The organism is Chryseobacterium aahli (assembly GCF_022699665.1).
In the GTDB taxonomy this organism is placed as follows: domain Bacteria; phylum Bacteroidota; class Bacteroidia; order Flavobacteriales; family Weeksellaceae; genus Chryseobacterium; species Chryseobacterium aahli.
The window spans coordinates 318,950-336,919 of the sequence record NZ_JALDNB010000001.1 but is presented as its reverse complement, the minus strand read 5'-3'; the positions used below and the strand labels follow the sequence as shown (position 1 = coordinate 336,919).

Sequence of the window (17,970 nt, the reverse complement as noted above, 5' to 3'; positions counted from 1 at the left end):
TTTTCTTTCAAGCGGAAATATTTTCGATATTGAATTCGGTAGTATCTAACTAAGATAGAAACTTAACAGGCTTTTTCCTGAATAATGTCGAAAGAAAAATTAGGGAAATTATCAATATTGAAAGTATAAGACAAACTTTTTTTAGAAAGATAATCTTTCGTACTTGTGATCAAAAGACAAACCATCCACATTTGTAACTTCACTTTTTCATGATTGTAAGATTGTATAGATTTCCATGCATTCTCAAAAGTTAATGTCGTGATTTCCTCAGCATATTCTCGTGAGCGAACAGACTGCAGAGCTAATCCGTATAGCATACAAGAGTATTGATTATAGAGTTGATCAAAACCTCTTTTATCTTTTTGTTGTATTAAAAGATACAGTTCATTATCTGTATACTTTTTTGAGTTCTTTGTTTTCATTAGGCATTTTATAATCTGTATAAATATCCCTCTTCATGGTACTAATGCATAATTAAAAAAGGGATGTACTTACGATTAAAAAAGATTATTGCTCCTTAACAACAGCCTGACTCGTGTATACAATAATTTTGATCTTCTATCCTGTTTTAAAAAAAATTATTAGATACTTGTCTATAAACAAATTGTATGCTAAACATAATTCAAATGAGCAGACGTGGTATCTAATATTTAAAAATTATTAAATATTTCTATCAAATCTGGATCATAATTTTTATGTATTCAATCTTTGTTTCGGTTTATACCCAAAAAATAATGCATTCGGAAAACCTCAAATTCTTAGTCAAAACGTAGCTTTTTAAAATTAAATTTTAACTTCAATAGTTTAATTATCTTTGAATCTATGCAATCGATTACAAAAAATTTAATAAACCGACAGTGCAGGATAATTTATTATTTCAATTATTTTAGATTGCGATTAATAAAAGGAAATTATTAAAATACAGAACTTTCTTTTAAAACTAAACAACTTGCAGACATTATGAAAAAGCAAATCTTAATTCTCTTCGCATTTCTAATATCAATCTCGCTATCGGCTCAATATAAACCGTGGACTTCCGCAAAACAGCCTCTAAAAGAAATTAAAGCTTTAAAAAAGCAAATCAAAAAACCAGAATTCAGAAAGGTGGATTATCTGATAACGGATTTCGGAGCAATTGGTGACGGAAAAACAAAAAATACAGAAGCTTTCAAAAAGGCGATTGAAAAATGCAGTTCTGAAGGTGGTGGAAGAGTTGTTGTTCCGAATGGCATTTTCTTAACGGGTGCTATTTATCTTGAATCTAATGTGAATCTGCATTTAAGCGATGGTTCTACGATTCTATTCAGCCAAGACAGCAACGACTACCCTATCGTTTTCACGCGTTGGGAAGGAATGGAATGTATGAATTATTCATCATTAATTTATGCTTACGAAGAAGAAAATATCGCAGTGACCGGAAAAGGCACTTTGGATGGAAATTCAGATTTAGACAACTGGTGGTTCTGGTGTGGTGCTACAAAATATGGTTACAACACAAGTCGTCCGGGAAGACAAAACCCTGCCCGTGCAAAACTTCACGAGTATATGGCGCAAAGAAAACCTGCCAGAGAAAGAATTTTCGGGGATGGATGGTATTTGAGACCCAATTTTGTTCAGCCTTACAAGTCTAAAAACTTCTATATGGCGGATGTTTTAGTGAAAAATTCTCCAATGTGGAATCTGAATCCTGTTTTATGTGAAAATGTTTTAATTGAAAGAGTAAAAGTAATCAGCCATGGACCAAACAACGACGGTTTCGACCCTGAAGCCTGTAAAAATGTCTGGATAAAAGATTCATATTTCGACACAGGAGACGACTGTATCGCCATCAAATCCGGAAGAGATGAGGATGGAAGAGACATCGGAAGACCTGCCGAAAACCACATTATCGAAAACTGTGAAATGAAAGATGGTCACGGCGGTGTTGTGATTGGAAGTGAAATTGCAGGCGGAGCGAAAAACATTTATGCCATCGGAAACGTTATGGACAGTAAGAATCTTGACCGTGCGTTAAGAATTAAAACCAGCTCAAGCCGTGGGGGAACGATTGAAAATGTATTTTTCTACAATACAAAAGTGGGCGCTTACAAAGAAGCTGCTGTTCGTTTCAATATGCACTATGAAAAACCTGGAAATCACATTCCGACCATCAGAAATATCTGGGTTGAGAATTTAACGGTTGACAAAGGCGGAAAATATGCTGTTTTTTCTGATGCCTATGAATCTTCTCCTGTAACTGATTTCACAATGATTAATGCTAAAATGGTTGGCGTGCAGATTCCTTACAAAGTGGACTATCTGAAAAACGTGACTTTAAAAAATGTAACGGTTAACGGACAACCTTTAACTGAGCTAAAATAATAAAATGAGAAGAACATCCATTTTAGCCGGATTTCTGGTTTTGTCGGCATTCTCACTTTCCTATTCCCAGTCGAAACATTGGCAGAATAACGAGCGCGAATTGCATTACAAGGAAGACAAAGGCGATTTTTTATTGGTCAACGGAAAGTACAGATTCAACCGTGCGTTGTATGGCGATAACCGTGCTTCCAGAGTTGAAGCGGGAGATTTGCCGGAATTTGCATTGTATCTTCCGGGAATGGGTGGCAATCTACAGTTCGTTATCCAAAAAGGAAATTCGGTTAAAAAATTAATTCAGGCTGATAAAATTGAAACGCGTTACCGACCGGGTTCAATGCTGTATGAAATCAAAGACCCAATTCTTGGAAACGGAACTTTAAAACTGACCGTTTTGGCACAGGCTAAAGAAGAAGGTTTGGTTTTAAAAATGGAAACTGTAAATGTAGATTCCTCAACAAAAATCTATGCAATTTACGGCGGTGCCAGCGGAACAACTTTCAGCAGAAACGGGGACATCGGTGCAGACCCGGAATCAGGATTTTATTTATTGCCGGAATACTGTCTAAACAATCAGTTTCAATTAAACAAAAATCAGTTTCAGCTCAATTATTTAAATAAGAAAAAGGAAACTCAAACGGTCAGCGGAAGTTTTTCTAATGTCAATTCATTACAACAAACCGATGCGGCGACTTTAGAAAAACTTTCCGAGTTTACTCAAAATAAAACAGACAAATCTCCGATTGTTTACGCTTCGTATTCTTCACAAAAACAACCGGTCTATATTCAGGTTGCCAAAGGAAAATCAGGTAAGAATTTTTCAGATGAAGATTTTAAAAACATTTTTAATGAAGCGGAAAAATCCTGTTTAACATTAACCAATCGGATTCAATTAAAAACTCCGGATGCAGATTTAAACAATTTCGGAGCCAATTTAGCCGTTGCCGCAGACGGAATCTGGGAAAGCCCAACCTTTCTTCACGGCGCAGTGGCTTGGAGAATGCGACTGAATGCGTGGCGTGGCGCTTACGCAGCAGATGCATTGAACTGGCACGACAGAGCGAAAGAACATTTTGAAAGTTATGCTAATTCGCAGGTTTTGAAACCCGATTTTGCACCCGTAGAAATGGATACGATGCGTCATCTTGCGCGACACGAAGAAAAAATGGGAACTTCTGTTTTCTCAAGCGGATACATTTCCAGAAATCCAAATGACAACACAAAACCGCATCATTACGATATGAATCTGGTGTTTTTTGACCAAATGTTTTCGCATTTCAATTATATTGGTGACAAAGAATTCCTGAAAAAAATGTGGCCAACGATGGTTCGTCATATGGATTGGGAAAAACGGAATTTCAAGCGTGGTGATTTGTATGATGCGTATGCTGCGATTTGGGCAAGTGATGCGCTTCAATATTCAGGTGGAAAAGTAACGCATACTTCGGCTTACAATTACAGAGCCAATCGTGAAATGGCGAAGCTTGCGAAAATCATTGGCGAAAATCCTCAACCTTACGAACAGGAAGCTGATGCAATTTTAAAAGCAATGAAAAACCAGCTTTGGATTAAAGAAAAAGGTTATTTTGCTGAATATAAGGATGCTTTGGGTAATCAAATTGTTCACGATAAACCGGGAATCTGGTCGATTTATCACGTTTCCGATGCGTTTATTCTGAATGAATTTGAGGATTATCAAAACTTACAATACATCAATAATCATACGCCTAAAATTCCGGTAACGATAAAAGGTGCACAAAATAAAGATTATTACACATTATCGACCACCAACTGGCAACCGTACGATTGGTCGATTAACAATGTGGCTTTGGCGGAAAATTTACAGACCGCTTTGGCGTATTGGCAAGCCGGAAGAACTGAAGATGCGTATCAACTTTGGAAGGGAAATCTTGTAGAATCGATGTATTACGGCATCAGTCCTGGGAATTTTGAGCAGCTTTCTCATTACGATGCGTTTCGCGGAGAATTGTACCGTGATTTTGCAGACCCGATTGGTGTCGCTTCGAGAACTTTGACGGAAGGGCTTTTCGGAGTTTATCCTAATTTATTGGAGAATAAAATCAGCATCAAACCTGGTTTCCCAAAAGAATGGAATTCTGCCGAGCTGAAACTTCCGGATTGGGAATATCAATTTACGAGGACTTCAAAAAAGACGGAATATTCATTTAAATCAAAATATCAAAATCCGGTGGCGCTGGAAATGCAGATTCCTGTGGATTATTCTAACATCAAATCGGTAAAAGTAAATGGTAAAAAAGTGGATTGGAAGATTAAACCCAATTCGATTTCACAACCATTTGTTCAGTTTGAAACGCCAAAAGGAAAAGATTTTAAGATTGAAATCAATTATTCCGGAGAAGAACTGAAAAATGAACAAACTGATTACGTCAATTATATATCGGAAAGTCTTCAGTTGAATTTTGATTCAAAAAAGAAAATTAAAAATATCTACGACCCACAAGGATTAATTAAAAATTCCCCTCCTCTGGAGGGGTTGATTCGACCGAAGGGCGAAGACGGGGTAGTTAACCAAAGAATTGTATTAATTAAAGAAGAAAGAAAAGGAACTTTTTTCGTACAAGTCGAGCAAAACGGCACAAGTTGGTGGCAACCTATAAACCTTGACATCCGTTTTCCTTTGGAAACAAAATGGGTAAATAAAAAACTACAGATTCAGTCGAAATCATCCAATTCAATTAATGGAAAACTGACGGTTAATGGTTTAAACAAAATTTTTTCGATTCAAAAAAATCAAAATACAATTATTGAGATTCCTGCAAATTATTTAAGCAAAGGAACAAATTCTCTCGTCCTTGATTATAACGGAATTAAACAAAATATAGAAATCACAGACTGGGAAATCGAAAACCAAGGGCAGTTCAACAACATTTCATTAGCCTCAAAATACAATGAAAAAGTAACTGAAATTTTTAATCAGAAATACCTTTCGCCAAGACTGGAAGTTCCGACTTTACAGCTTCCTTGGCAGGGAATCGGAAACTGGTGTTACCCATTAATCACTGCTCAAATCGATGACAGCGGATTGATGAGCAAAAGAAAAAATGGTAAGGTTGATTTTTTTGGAATTCCATTTTTAATTGATAAAACAGATAAAAATATCGCGTTTGTAAGTCAGTGGGATAACTATTCAGACGCTTTAGAAATTCCAATTTCAGGAAAAGGAAAGAAAATCTATTTTCTGATGGCTGGTTCTACGAATCCAATGCAGTCGCAGATTGTGAATGGAAAAATTACAGTTCAATATGTTGACGGTTCTACAACAGAATTAGAACTGAAAAATCCAACGAACTGGTGGCCGATTGAGCAGGATTTGTTTGATGATAATTTCGCTTTTGAAATTCCGGATGATAAAATTCCGTATCGTGTGAAACTGAAAACGGGAGAATTGTACAAAGGCGGAACGTTGAGCAAATATTCAAGCATTAAAGGATTTACAGACCGCCAAGTAGATGGTGGTGTCGCCACGATTTTGGATTTGCCGATTGATGCGAGTAAAGAATTAAAATTGATAAAACTAACGGCCGTGAGCAATGATGTGGTGATTGGAATGATGAGTGCGACGGTTTTGAAATAGTGATAATTATTAGTAACTAAAATATAATTGACGGTTTGTCATTCCGAGGAACGAGGAATCTATTGGTAAATTGAGATTCTTCACTCCACTTCGTTTCGTTCAGAATGACAGGCGTAAAAGCATAAAATAAAATTTAAAAATGAAGAAAATTGCAATATATCTGAGTATTTTCTGCGTTGGATTTTCATCCTTAAACGCACAGAAAATCGACCGGAAGAAAGTCGTTCAGCGACATAATGTGGTCAACACAAAAGCCGATACTCTTTCTACTTTGACGGTTGGAAACGGAAAATTTGCCTACACGGTTGACATTACCGGAATGCAGTCGTTTCCCGAATACTATAAAAACGGAGTTTCTCTCGGAACGCAGTCTGAATGGGGCTGGAATAGTTTTCCGAATAAAGAAAATTACAAGTTTGAGGAAACTTTAAAGCCTTATGATTTCAATAACGATGGTAGAAAAGCTTTGTACTCTGTTCAAATCAAAGAACCTGAAAGAAATAAAGGTGCGGTTGAATATTTCCGTGTGAACCAACATCGTTTGCAGCTGGGAAATATTGGGATTGAACTGACTAAAAAAGATGGTCAGAAAGCAAAAATTTCAGACCTTACAAACAGCAATCAGAAAATTGATTTGTGGACAGGAATTATCACGAGCGAATTTTCTTTAGAAGGAACGCCGATAAAAGTCTGGACGGCTTCTTTTCAAAATTCAGATAAAATTGGAGTGAAAATTGAATCTGATTTGATTTCTAAAAACAGATTGAAAGTCTTTGCACACTACCCTTCTCCAACCGGACAATTCTTAGATGATGCAGCTTTTTACGGAAATGAAAATGACCATTCTACGAAAATCGTTTCGTCACAATCGACGCAAGGTTTGATTCAGCACAAATTGCAAAGCACGGATTATTATACTCAATTAAACTTTACGGAAGGAAAACTACGTGAGGCCGGAAAACATTATTTCGTTTACGAGCCTTCTTCGAAAAATAAAACCGTGGAATTAAGTGTTGAGTTTTCTGCTAAAAGTCCAAAATCCACTAGAACTTTATTCGCTGATGCTGAAAAAGAAAGTATTTCGGGCTGGAAATCTTTCTGGGAAAGTGGCGCTGCCGTTGATTTTGAAGGAAGTACAGACCCAAGAGCCAATGAGCTTGAACGAAGAGTTGTCTTATCTGAATATTTAACGAAAGTTCAGTGTGGTGGAAACAATCCACCTCAGGAAACTGGTCTAACATTTAACAGCTGGTACGGAAAACCGCACACGGAAATGCATTGGTGGCACGGCGTTCATTACGCTTTATGGGGAAGACCAGAAATTTTGGAAAAACAGCTGGATTATTATTTCAGAACTTTTGACAAAGCTAAAAAATTAGCCGAAAGACAAGGCTACAAAGGTGTTCGCTGGATTAAAATGTCTGATAATGATGGGAACGAAAGTCCATCTTCTGTTGCTGCTTTTTTGATTTGGGAGCAACCGCACATCATTTACATGACCGAACTATTGTATAGAAATAGCAAGGATAAAAAAGTATTGGAAAAGTATAAAGATTTAATTTTTGCAACGGCTGATTTTATGGCAGATTTTGCGACTTATGACAAAGAGAAAAATCGTTATAATCTTGGAAAAGGCGTGATTCCTGCTCAAGAGGTTTTCCCTGCGAAAGATACTTACAATCCAACTTATGAGGTGGCATATTGGGATTGGGCACTGAAAACCGCTCAACTTTGGAAAGAAAGATTAGGACAGCCAAGAGATAAAAAATGGGATGATGTTATCAATAAATTAGCGCCGCTTCCGATTCAGAACGGTGTTTATTTATCGACAGAATCGGCAAAAGATTCATTTACCTTTCCAAAATGGATGACCGACCATCCTGCTGTTTTGGGTGCATTGGGAATGGTTCCTGAATCTCCGAAACTGGACAAAAAAATAATGAAAAACACGTTGGATATCGTCTGGGAAAGATGGAATTGGGAACATACCTGGGGTTGGGATTTTCCGATGACGGCGATGAACGCAGCAAGACTTGGACTTCCAAGTAAAGCTTTGGATGCTTTGTTTATGGATATTCAAACCAATACATATCTGAAAAACGGACACAATTTCCAGGATAAACGTCTTAGAATTTACCTTCCCGGAAATGGCGGTGTTTTAACGACCGTGGCGATGATGCTTGAAGGTTGGGATAATTCGACGGGTGAATTCCCTGGTTTTCCGAAAGACGGAACCTGGAAAATAAAAGCAGAGGGTTTTAAAAAGATGCCTTAAAAATTTCACATTCATATAGTTTTTTAAAGTCTGTTCTGAAAAGGGCAGGCTTTTTTTTGAGTGTTTTTGAGTCGGAGCGTTTTAGGGTTGTAAAGTTCAAAACATCCGAAACTTTTAACATTTTAAAAACCTTGAAGGTATAAATGGGAATTTTAAATAAATTAAATCTAATCGTCCGAAAACCGATAATAAACTGATAATTAACAGTTTTAAACTATTATTATCATAAAAAACATTCATGAATCTGTTACTTCGAATTTTTGTATCTTGTTTTCAGCTATTAATCGCTTTGATTATTGCTATTTTTTTAACTGAACTGCATTTCCTATCTGTAAAAATCATGGCCGAAACATTAGAAATCAACATCAATGAAAACTCCAGAGTTCCGAAATACAAACAGATTGTAGATTCTATTCTGAACGGAATTGATGGAGGGCAAATAAAAATCGGAGAAAAAATTCCGTCTATCAATGAACTCAGCGAATCCTGTTTTCTCTCCAGAGATACTGTGGAAAAAGCTTACAAAGAGCTTCGCAAAAGGCAGATCATTGAATCTGTAAAGGGAAAAGGCTACTACATTTCCCGAATCAACAAGAACGACATCATCAACATTTTCTTTCTGATCAATAAGCCGAGCACTTATAAAATGATGATTTACAATTATTTCGTCAATGCAATCGGTACCAAAGGCAATGTGGAAATGTATATTTACCATTGCGACGAAACACTTTTCATCAATGCTTTGAAGAAAAATCTTGGTGGTTTTGATTACTATGTAGTGATGCCTCACTTCCGTGATGAACAGTCGAAACATACGAGTTCAACACAGGAAGTTTTAGATGTTATCGAACAGATCCCGAAGAATAAATTATTGCTTTTAGACAATACAAAACCTAATATTTCAGGAGATTATGGTTCTATTTTTCAAGATTTTGAACATGATATTTACGATGCGTTGAAGGAAGGTTTAGATAAAATTAAAAAGTACGAAAAGATCATTCTGGTTTATCCTGATAAATCAATTCATCCATACCCTTTCCGTATTGTGCGCGGTTTTGAACAGTTTTGCCGTGATTTTAAATTGGATTATGAAATTCTTGATGAAATTTATCCTGACATGGAATTGCAGGATAAAGATATTTTCATCACGATTCGTGAGCGTGATCTGGTCAATTTGGTGAAACAGATCCGTCAGAAAAATCTGAAATTAGGTGAAGACATAGGAATTATTTCCTATAATGAAACACCTTTGAAAGAATTGCTGGGAATTACGGTGATTACAACTGATTTTAAGGCGATGGGAGAATCTGCTGCGTATATGATTTTAAAAAATAAGAAGGAGCAGGTGAATAATGTTTTCAAATTTATTCAGAGAGATTCACTATAAATATCTGTTAAAAATTATTTTAGTTTTCCGCAATTAATAATAACTAAAAAACTCCGTGAGCTTTTATAAGTTTACGGCTTTGTGAGCCTTCAAGACGCTTAGTAGATAGAAAAAACTTTGTGGTCTTTGTGTTAAAATAACACTTTAATAGATAACGATAATTAGAAAGATTATAAATGAATATTCGCTATTCATTATAATGCCCAATTTAATGCAAAGTCAAACAAAGATTTTTAAATCTTGACTGTTTTAAAGGTAAACAAAGACGTAAACTTAACAATGAAATACAAAGTATTCCATGATGACAGATTACCGACAATCTTTTATAAAATATATTAATAATTATGATTAAGAAATTAATTTTTGCCATGAGTTTTTTAGTGGCAATCACTGTTTTCGGACAGAAAAAAAATGATATCCAAGCTGTGACAGATGCAGCAGAAAAACTAAGATTAGCGATGATTAGTGGTGAAAAATCTACGTTGGACTCTTTGATTTTTCCGGAATTGACTTACGGACATTCGGGAGGTCATATCGATGATGCGAAGGAATTTGTTGAAAAATTGGTCAGTAAAAAATCTGATTTTTTAACCATTGATATAAGCAACCAAAACATACAGATTGTTGGAAATACTGCGATTGTCCGTCACCATTTTTATGCTACGACTGCTGATTTGGGGAAGGAACCGGGCGATGTAACTTTGGATATTTTATTGGTTTGGACGAAGGTTAAAAAGGATTGGAAGTTGTTGGCGAGACAGGCGGTGAAATCGGAGAAGAAAAAGTGATTTAACTCTATAAAAACGATTTGTAAAATTTACTTTAAAATATTAATTTTAATTGAATATGAAAAAACAATTACTACTTTTCCTAACTTTAATTTTAATTACCAATTGTATGAGCAAAAAAATTGTTTCGCCAAAAGAAGATGAAAGACAATATGATGGAAAATTATATTTTGCGACTTATGATGAAGATAAATATCCTAGAGATACAATCAGTAATGGTCCAAATGATTCGCTTTCATTATTCAGAAACAAATGGTATTCAAAACATTTGAATTCACTAAACGAAGTACCTCTTTTTGATAAAAAGAATGAAAATTTAAAGATTGTTAGATATACAAATTTAGGAACGTGGTCAAATCCTTTTGTTTATAAAATGGAAAATCGAAATGAAGAAATATTTTTAACTTATAGCCAAAGCGATGGATTAGGCGGTTATCAAACAGGAAAAATAGTAAAAGAGTACACAAAGAAAATTAATGCAGAAAAATGGAATAGATTCATTTCAAAATCAAATGATGTTAATTTTTGGAACATAGGAACACATGATCCCAAGATAGTTTTAGATGGAGAAGAGTGGATTTTGGAAATTTTGATTGATGGAAAATATCATTTAGTCACCAGAAATAGCCCTAAAAATAATGGTGATTCAGAATTTGCAGAACTATGTAATCTATTGATTAACTAATTAATATTTAAAAATAGACCGTCTTTTGGAACAGTCTATTCTTTATTAATTTCTCAGAATATTTTACATCAAAACAAGTTCACTATTCGGTTTCTACCTCACCCTAAAATTCTGCAAATCCTCCGGCGTATCACAACAAACCTGCTCCATCACCTGTCTGAACTGCATTTTCAGCATCTCAATAATATGATCGCCACCTTTGTCGCCTAAAGCTCCGACAGCGTACATAAACGTTCTTCCCATAAATGTAAATTCTGCACCACAGCTCAAGGCACGGGCAACATCCGGACCGGTTCTTACGCCACTATCCATCATGATTTTTATCTGACCTTTGTATTTTTCACTGATTTCTTTTACCACCGCAATCGTTGATTCTCCTGCATCAAGCTGTCTTCCGCCATGATTGGAAATAATCATTCCGTCGAAACCTAAACGTACCGCTTCAGCTGCATCTTCATCGGAAGCCACACCTTTGATGACCAGTTTTCCTTTCCACTTATCACGAATGGCTTTGATTCTGTCGGAATTTAGTCTGCCGGAAAAAGTAGAGTTCATGAACTGTCCCAATTGTTTCACATTCATGTTTTTGTCCATGTATTTTTCCATCGTTTTGAAACTTGGAACGCCGTGTTTCAAAATTTCAAGACACCATTCAGGTCTTGCCAATGCCTGGGAAACATTTCTGAAATTAAGTTGCGGAGGCATTGCCAAACCGTTTCTAATCTCTTTTGCACGGTAACCGAACGTAGGAACATCGGACAAAACACATAAAACGTCATAGCCAGAAGCTTCACAACGGTCAAGAATATCGTCACGCAACCATTCTTCTCTTGGATGATAGAGTTGATACCAAGCTTTTCCTTCCGTTAATTCAGCAATTCTTTCAATACTGCTTGTAGTTACAGTACTTAATATAAAAGGAATATTATGTTTAAAAGCTGCTTTTGCTAAAATTTCCGGAGCATTCGGCCACATCAAACCCTGCAGACCAACAGGAGAAATTCCGAACGGTGCGGAATATTTCACTCCGAATAATTCCGTTTCCATATTGGCTTCCGAATAGTTATTATTCAGGTAGCGCGGACGAAGAAGTACATCACGCAATTCACTTGTATTTCTGTCGCGGTTGATATTTTCGTTACAGCCGCCATCCAGATATTCGAAAGCGAAACGGGGCATTTTCTTTTTTGCTTTTTCGATCAGCAATTCGAGGGAAGCGTAGTTGGTATCGAATGGAAAGGACATAAATAGTTGTTTATTTTTGGTTGTCAGTTGATAGTTGTTGGTTGATTGTTTTGAGAGTGCCATCAACTGACAACCGTCAACCAACAACTATATTCTTTACAAATTTAAGATTAAAGGCTGAAGCACTTTCATCTGATAATGCTGCTGTAAAAATGTTTCGTCTATTTTTTTATTTGAAATCACCATTGATGCTCCCAAAGCCGATCCCAACGGAGAATGAGTGGACATCACATTGTAATGCTGAAAATGATGTGACATCAGTTTCATAAAAACGTCATTGTCTGTGAAACCTCCATCGATGTAAATATTTTTGATCTCTGAATTTCCGATGGCATTGGTAATGGTATGAATCTGCAGATCCATCAATTCGATCATTAACTGATGATACGCTTCTTCAAAAGTTGCAAATGAATTTAAATCTGTTGCTGTAATCATTTTTCGCTTTAAAATAATCCCTTCAAAACGGAAATAGATATTTTTATTTTTCATTAAACGCAGATACAGATCCTGATCAAACTGAACTTCTCTGTGGAAACCGTATTCTTTTCCATAATAAGCGCACAATTTTTCAACCTGAATCTTGTATTCATTCCCCATAAAAAAACGGGATGCTTTCACACGTTTACCGTCGATTCTCATGTAATTTAGACAGTTGTTTTCGATATCTTCATCCGTTAAACTTTCATCGTTGAATGGATTTAAAGAAATACTCCAAGTTCCTGTTGAAAGCAATAAAAACGGTTCTTTTTTACTTAAAATATAAGGTAATAACGCTGAAGAACTGTCGTGAATTCCAACACCGATTTTAATTTTTTTGTTTCTGTAGGAAGTGTTGATGCTCGCAGAAGTCGGAACAATTGGTCCTAATAAGGCATCGATTCCTTCTTCGTAAACCCAGTCATGATAATCTGCTTTGTCGTAATCCCACAAATTGGTGTGACAGCCAATTGACGTAAATTCCGAAACGCAAATTCCGGTAAACAAATATGATAGATATTGAGGTAAATGAAGACTATAACGGATTTTTTTGAAAACTTCCGGATGTTTGTATTTTAACCAGAATAACTGCAGTCCTGAATTCAACATTCCAGTTTGTGGAGATGCAGTTTCGCGGGCAATTTTCAGTTTGCTACCATGTTTTTCGTAAAATAAATCAAGAATATCCTGATCCATCGGTTTGGTATAATTGTACAAAGGTGTCAAAACATTTCCTTTCTGATCTAGGTGTACAAAACTTGCTCCGTACGTAGAAAAATTAATGGCTTTTACTTCAAAATTTTCATCATCGAGAATGGCATTGAAATTATCTTTGATCCAGTTTTGGAGCGCTGCAAGATCTTCTGTGGGATAACCATCTTCATCGGTGGTAAGGGGAAGTTCGGTATATTCACGCACAACTTCTTTGTAATTTTTATCAAATAAAAAAAACTTTTTGTTGGTTTTTCCAATATCAAATACGATGGTTACCTTTTTTTTGGACATTCCTGAGATGAATTTAATGATTTATTATAAAATGGTTATTAGTTTTTTTTCAAATGTGAATTAGAATTGTTCTAATATTTTTTAACGCAAAGTGCGCAAAGATTTTTCTTTTTAAAATGCTGATTATTTTTAAGTTCGCAAAGGCGTTCTACTCAGCAAAGGCTTCAAAGATTAAATCTTTTTGGCTATTTCTTTAATTAAAAAAATTAAAACCATCAAGGAGTGTTTAGTGATTAAAAATAATTAAGAAAAAAATCCACTGATTTCTTAAATAAAGAATTCATTATTAATTTTCTAAACACTCGGGTCTCAACGGTAAATAAGGATACATATAATTAAACTTTCGATTGCACCTGAAAGTAATTATCAAATTAAAACGGATTTTTATAATCCTGTTGCTTTTGCCCAGCCTCTTTCAGAAATTAAGGTTTCTCTTACCTTTAAACTTCTGTAAGCAGCGATCGGGTCTAAAGCTGCGCCAGTCTGCAGTCTTGCAGCTTTCAATAACGGACGAACGTCTGTTCTGTAAGCATTCTGCAAAATATCCTGAGCTGCAACAACGTCATTATTAAGTTGTGCCGCTTTCAAAGCTTTCTGATCAACCAAAAGTGCCTGAGCATAAGCGATTAAGATCGCTTCCAAAGACTGTAATAAATCTTCCAAAGGATCTTTGATGTTGTGACTTGCATCGATCATCCAAGCCGGATAAGGATTATTGGCGTTGTTTTCCATTCCATATACCAATTCGTTGAAGATCAGGAACAAAGCATAAGGTTTAATAGAACCCACCGTCAAATCATCATCACCATACTTGCTGTCGTTGAAGTGGAAACCACCTAATTTACCTTTATACATCAACGTTGCAACGATCTGCTCAATATTGGTATTAGGCAAATGATGTCCAAGGTCAACTAATGTAAAAGCTCTTTCACCACAAGCACTTGCCAACATGAAAGAAGTTCCCCAATCCTGAATGGTTGTTGAGTAGAAATTCGGTTCGTAAGGTTTGTACTCAATAAACAGTTTCCAGTCTTCCGGCATTCCTGCGTAGATTTCTTTTAAGCTTTTTTCTGTGTTTGATAAAGCGGTCTGGAAATTTAACTGTCCGGGGAAACTTGCTCCGTCAGCCAACCAAACGGTTAAGCTTTTTGAACCTAATTCTTTTCCGATTCTGATCACTTCTTTGTTATGTTCAACAGCGTACGCGCGGGAATCTTCGTTTACAGAATTTAAAGAACCAAATTTGTACGAATGTTTTGCATCCGGCTGATCCTGAAATGTGTTTGAATTCATCGCATCAAAGATCAATCCGTGAGACGCTGCGCTTTCCTTCAAAGCACTTACATCACTTGGAATATCCCATGGAATGTGTAATGAAACCGCTCCGGCAGAATGAGTCAGCGCGTGAAGCAATCCAACGTCATCTAGTTTTTGTTCCAAAACAGCAGGTTCGCCACCGTAAGAAAATCTTCCGAAACGGGTTCCGCCAGCACCTAAAGCCCAGCTTGGAATTGCCACCTGAAAATCAGCGATTTTGTTAACGATTTCAGCAACGTTTGAACCTGATTTCGTTAATTTATTTTGTAGAAAATCAAAGTCTGAATTAAAGTTTTCGACTTCGTTTTTATTGTGTTGTTCAATGATATCTTTTTCTATAATCATAGTTTGATTTTTAATTAACCTTGTTAAGGTTTTGAACCTTGACAAGGCTGAATTTATTGACTAAAATTAGCATTAAATATTGATTTCGACCCCTTCAATTACTTTCGAATCCCTCGCAGCCCGACCTGAGTAGAGCTCTTTTTGTGAGGAGGTACGACGAGCAAAAAAGCGGGAACGGAGGGCGGATTAAGCTGCCCAAATAAATTGAAAGTTAAAAAACTAACAACTGACAACTAAAAACCGACAACCAAAAACATTATCTTGGGAAAGCATTTGCCATTCCGCCATCTACATTGATGATGTTTCCTGTTGTTTTATCTAAGATTGCCACACATGCGAAAACTCCGTTTGCGATGTCTTCAGGAAGGATAATTTCGTTTAATAAGTTTCTTTTTGCATAAAATGCTGGCAATTCTTCTACAGAAATTCCGTTTGCTTTTGCACGGCCTTCTGCCCAAGAACCTTCCCAGATCTTGCTTCCAACAATTACTCCGTCCGGGTTCACCACATTGACTCTGATTTTATCAGCGGCTAATTCTGCTGCCAATAATCTTGTCATGTGCTGTTGTGCTGCTTTTGCAGTTCCATAAGCTACATTGTTGGGTCCAGCAACCAATCCGTTTTTACTTGCAATATTCACGATGTCTCCACCTAAATTTTGCTTTTTCATGATTTCAGTACCGCTTTTCGCCATTAAAAACTGACCTTTTACCAATACATTTTCAAGTAATTCCCAATCTTTTGTAGTCGTGTCTTCCAAAGATTTAGAAATTGCCAAACCCGCTGAATGCACGATGATATCTACTCCACCGAATGCTAAAACAGCTTCTTTAAAAGCATTTGCAATTGCCTCTTCGCTTGTAACATCACAATTAACTGCAACTGCCTGATCTTTACTGTATTTTGCAGTAACAGCTTCTACTGCTTCCTGATTAAGATCTGTGAAAACAACCACTGCGCCTTCCTGAACCATTTTGTCAGCAATTGCCTGTCCGATTCCACCTCCTGCTCCGGTTACAATAGCAACTTTTCTTGACAATGGTTTTTCTTTAGGCATTCTCTGCAATTTTGCTTCTTCCAACAACCAATATTCGATATCGAAAGCTTCCTGTCTTGGTAAAGAAGTGTATTCAGAAATTGCTTCTGCTCCACGCATTACGTTGATTGCATTCACATAAAATTCGTTAGCAACACGGGTTGTTTGCTTATCTTTTGAGAAACTGAACATTCCAACTCCAGGATAAATGATAATTACCGGATTCGGGTCACGCATTGCAGGACTGTTTGGATGTTTACACATTTCGTAATAGTCTTTGTATTCTTGTCTGTACTGTTCGAAAAGTGGATTTAATTTTTCTAAAATTGCTTTAGAATCGCTTAAATCTTCGTTTTTATCTAAAGTCAACACCAAAGGCTGAATTTTTGTTCTTAAGAAGTGATCCGGACAAGAAGTTCCCAATGGAGCCAATCTTTCCAAATCATTACTGTTGATGTATTCTAAAACAACATCGCTGTCTGTGAAATGACCCACCATTCTGTTTTCAGAAGAAGCTAAACCTCTTAACAAAGGCATAATCTGAGCAGCTTTGTTTTTACGTTCTTCAGCAGGTAGAGATTCTACTTTTTGTCCACCAAAAACTTGTCCTTTTTCTTCGATTTTTTTAGCGATATATTCAGAAGCCATTTCGATTACTTCCAGACTGTTGATGTAAGATTCGTAAGAAGTGTCTCCCCATGTGAATAAACCGTGGCTTCCTAAAACGATTCCACGAATTCCTGGATTATCCGCTAAACATTTCTCTAACTGTAGACCTAAATCAAAACCAGGACGCTGCCAAGGCACCCAGCCCATTGTATCACCCCAGATTTCTTTGGTAATTGCTTCACTATCTTTTGCTGCAGCTACGGCGATTAATGCATCCGGGTGAAGGTGATCGATATGTTTAAATGGAAGTAAACCATGAAGAGGCGTATCAATAGAAGGGGCTTTGCTTTCCAGATCGAAAATACAGTGGTCAAATAATCCTACCATTCTGTCTTCGTCTGCTAAACCTCCGTAAACATTTTTAAGATTTCTCAGTCTTTCCGTATATAATCCTGCAATTCCTTTTCTTGTCAACGTCCCGATGTCGCCACCTGAACCTTTTACCCACATTACCTCAACTTCTTCATTGTTTAAAGGATCTTTCTCAATCGTTTTACAGCTTGTGTTTCCACCCCCGTAATTGGTAATTCTAAGATCTGCACCTAATATGTTTGAACGGTATAAAAACAAAGCAACCTGGTCATCACCAAGAGAAGCCGCCTTACTTTCGTCCCATAAATAATCTACGTATTTAAATGTTTTTACGTTTTCCATTTGTTTTCTTTTTGTTTTCTGAATTTTACTCAAATTTAGATTGTTTTACCCGTTAGACTATCCCGCACTATACTGCTAAACGCTTTATTTAAAGATAAATTAACGTTTGATAA

11 protein-coding genes are annotated in these 17,970 nt (G+C 36.3%); 6 read left to right on the top strand and 5 right to left on the bottom strand.

What is annotated here, in order from left to right; all coding sequences use genetic code 11:
- Positions 1-62: 62 nt before the first annotated feature.
- On the bottom strand, positions 63-422 hold the full coding sequence (locus MQX03_RS01400) for an RNA polymerase sigma factor (protein ID WP_242800866.1): 360 nt from the start codon (positions 420-422) through the stop codon (positions 63-65).
- Positions 423-960: 538 nt separating this feature from the next.
- Here MQX03_RS01400 and MQX03_RS01395 point away from each other — a divergent pair.
- The 6 genes from MQX03_RS01395 (at position 961) to MQX03_RS01370 (ending at position 11,109) form a co-directional block, all read left to right on the top strand.
- Positions 961-2,361 carry a glycoside hydrolase family 28 protein gene (locus MQX03_RS01395; protein ID WP_242800864.1) on the top strand — a complete coding sequence of 467 codons (1,401 nt, stop codon included), beginning with the start codon at positions 961-963 and terminating at the stop codon, positions 2,359-2,361.
- Positions 2,362-2,365: 4 nt separating this feature from the next.
- On the top strand, positions 2,366-5,974 hold the full coding sequence (locus tag MQX03_RS01390; protein WP_242800862.1) for a DUF4450 domain-containing protein: 3,609 nt from the start codon (positions 2,366-2,368) through the stop codon (positions 5,972-5,974).
- 139 nt (positions 5,975-6,113) lie between these two features.
- Positions 6,114-8,249 carry a hypothetical protein gene (locus MQX03_RS01385; RefSeq protein ID WP_242800860.1) on the top strand — a complete coding sequence of 712 codons (2,136 nt, stop codon included), beginning with the start codon at positions 6,114-6,116 and terminating at the stop codon, positions 8,247-8,249.
- A gap of 340 nt (positions 8,250-8,589) precedes the next feature.
- Complete coding sequence (locus MQX03_RS01380) at positions 8,590-9,636, top strand: GntR family transcriptional regulator (RefSeq protein ID WP_242800858.1); 1,047 nt, start codon at positions 8,590-8,592, stop codon at positions 9,634-9,636.
- Between the two features lie 344 nt (positions 9,637-9,980).
- The gene (locus MQX03_RS01375) at positions 9,981-10,424 is read left to right on the top strand and encodes a nuclear transport factor 2 family protein (protein ID WP_242800856.1); all 444 of its coding nucleotides are present in this window, start codon (positions 9,981-9,983) and stop codon (positions 10,422-10,424) included.
- 58 nt (positions 10,425-10,482) lie between these two features.
- Positions 10,483-11,109 carry a hypothetical protein gene (locus MQX03_RS01370; RefSeq protein WP_129536761.1) on the top strand — a complete coding sequence of 209 codons (627 nt, stop codon included), beginning with the start codon at positions 10,483-10,485 and terminating at the stop codon, positions 11,107-11,109.
- A 93-nt stretch (positions 11,110-11,202) separates the two neighbouring features.
- Here MQX03_RS01370 and MQX03_RS01365 read toward each other — a convergent pair whose 3' ends face one another.
- From MQX03_RS01365 to MQX03_RS01350, 4 genes are all read right to left on the bottom strand, one after another.
- Positions 11,203-12,354, bottom strand: coding sequence for an alpha-hydroxy acid oxidase (locus MQX03_RS01365; RefSeq protein WP_242800854.1), 1,152 nt, complete (start codon positions 12,352-12,354; stop codon positions 11,203-11,205).
- Between the two features lie 96 nt (positions 12,355-12,450).
- On the bottom strand, positions 12,451-13,836 hold the full coding sequence (locus MQX03_RS01360; protein ID WP_056076491.1) for an FGGY-family carbohydrate kinase: 1,386 nt from the start codon (positions 13,834-13,836) through the stop codon (positions 12,451-12,453).
- Between the two features lie 384 nt (positions 13,837-14,220).
- The gene (locus MQX03_RS01355; protein ID WP_242800852.1) at positions 14,221-15,498 is read right to left on the bottom strand and encodes a TIM barrel protein; all 1,278 of its coding nucleotides are present in this window, start codon (positions 15,496-15,498) and stop codon (positions 14,221-14,223) included.
- A gap of 256 nt (positions 15,499-15,754) precedes the next feature.
- Positions 15,755-17,857, bottom strand: coding sequence for a bifunctional aldolase/short-chain dehydrogenase (locus MQX03_RS01350; RefSeq protein ID WP_242800850.1), 2,103 nt, complete (start codon positions 17,855-17,857; stop codon positions 15,755-15,757).
- Positions 17,858-17,970 lie beyond the last annotated feature (113 nt).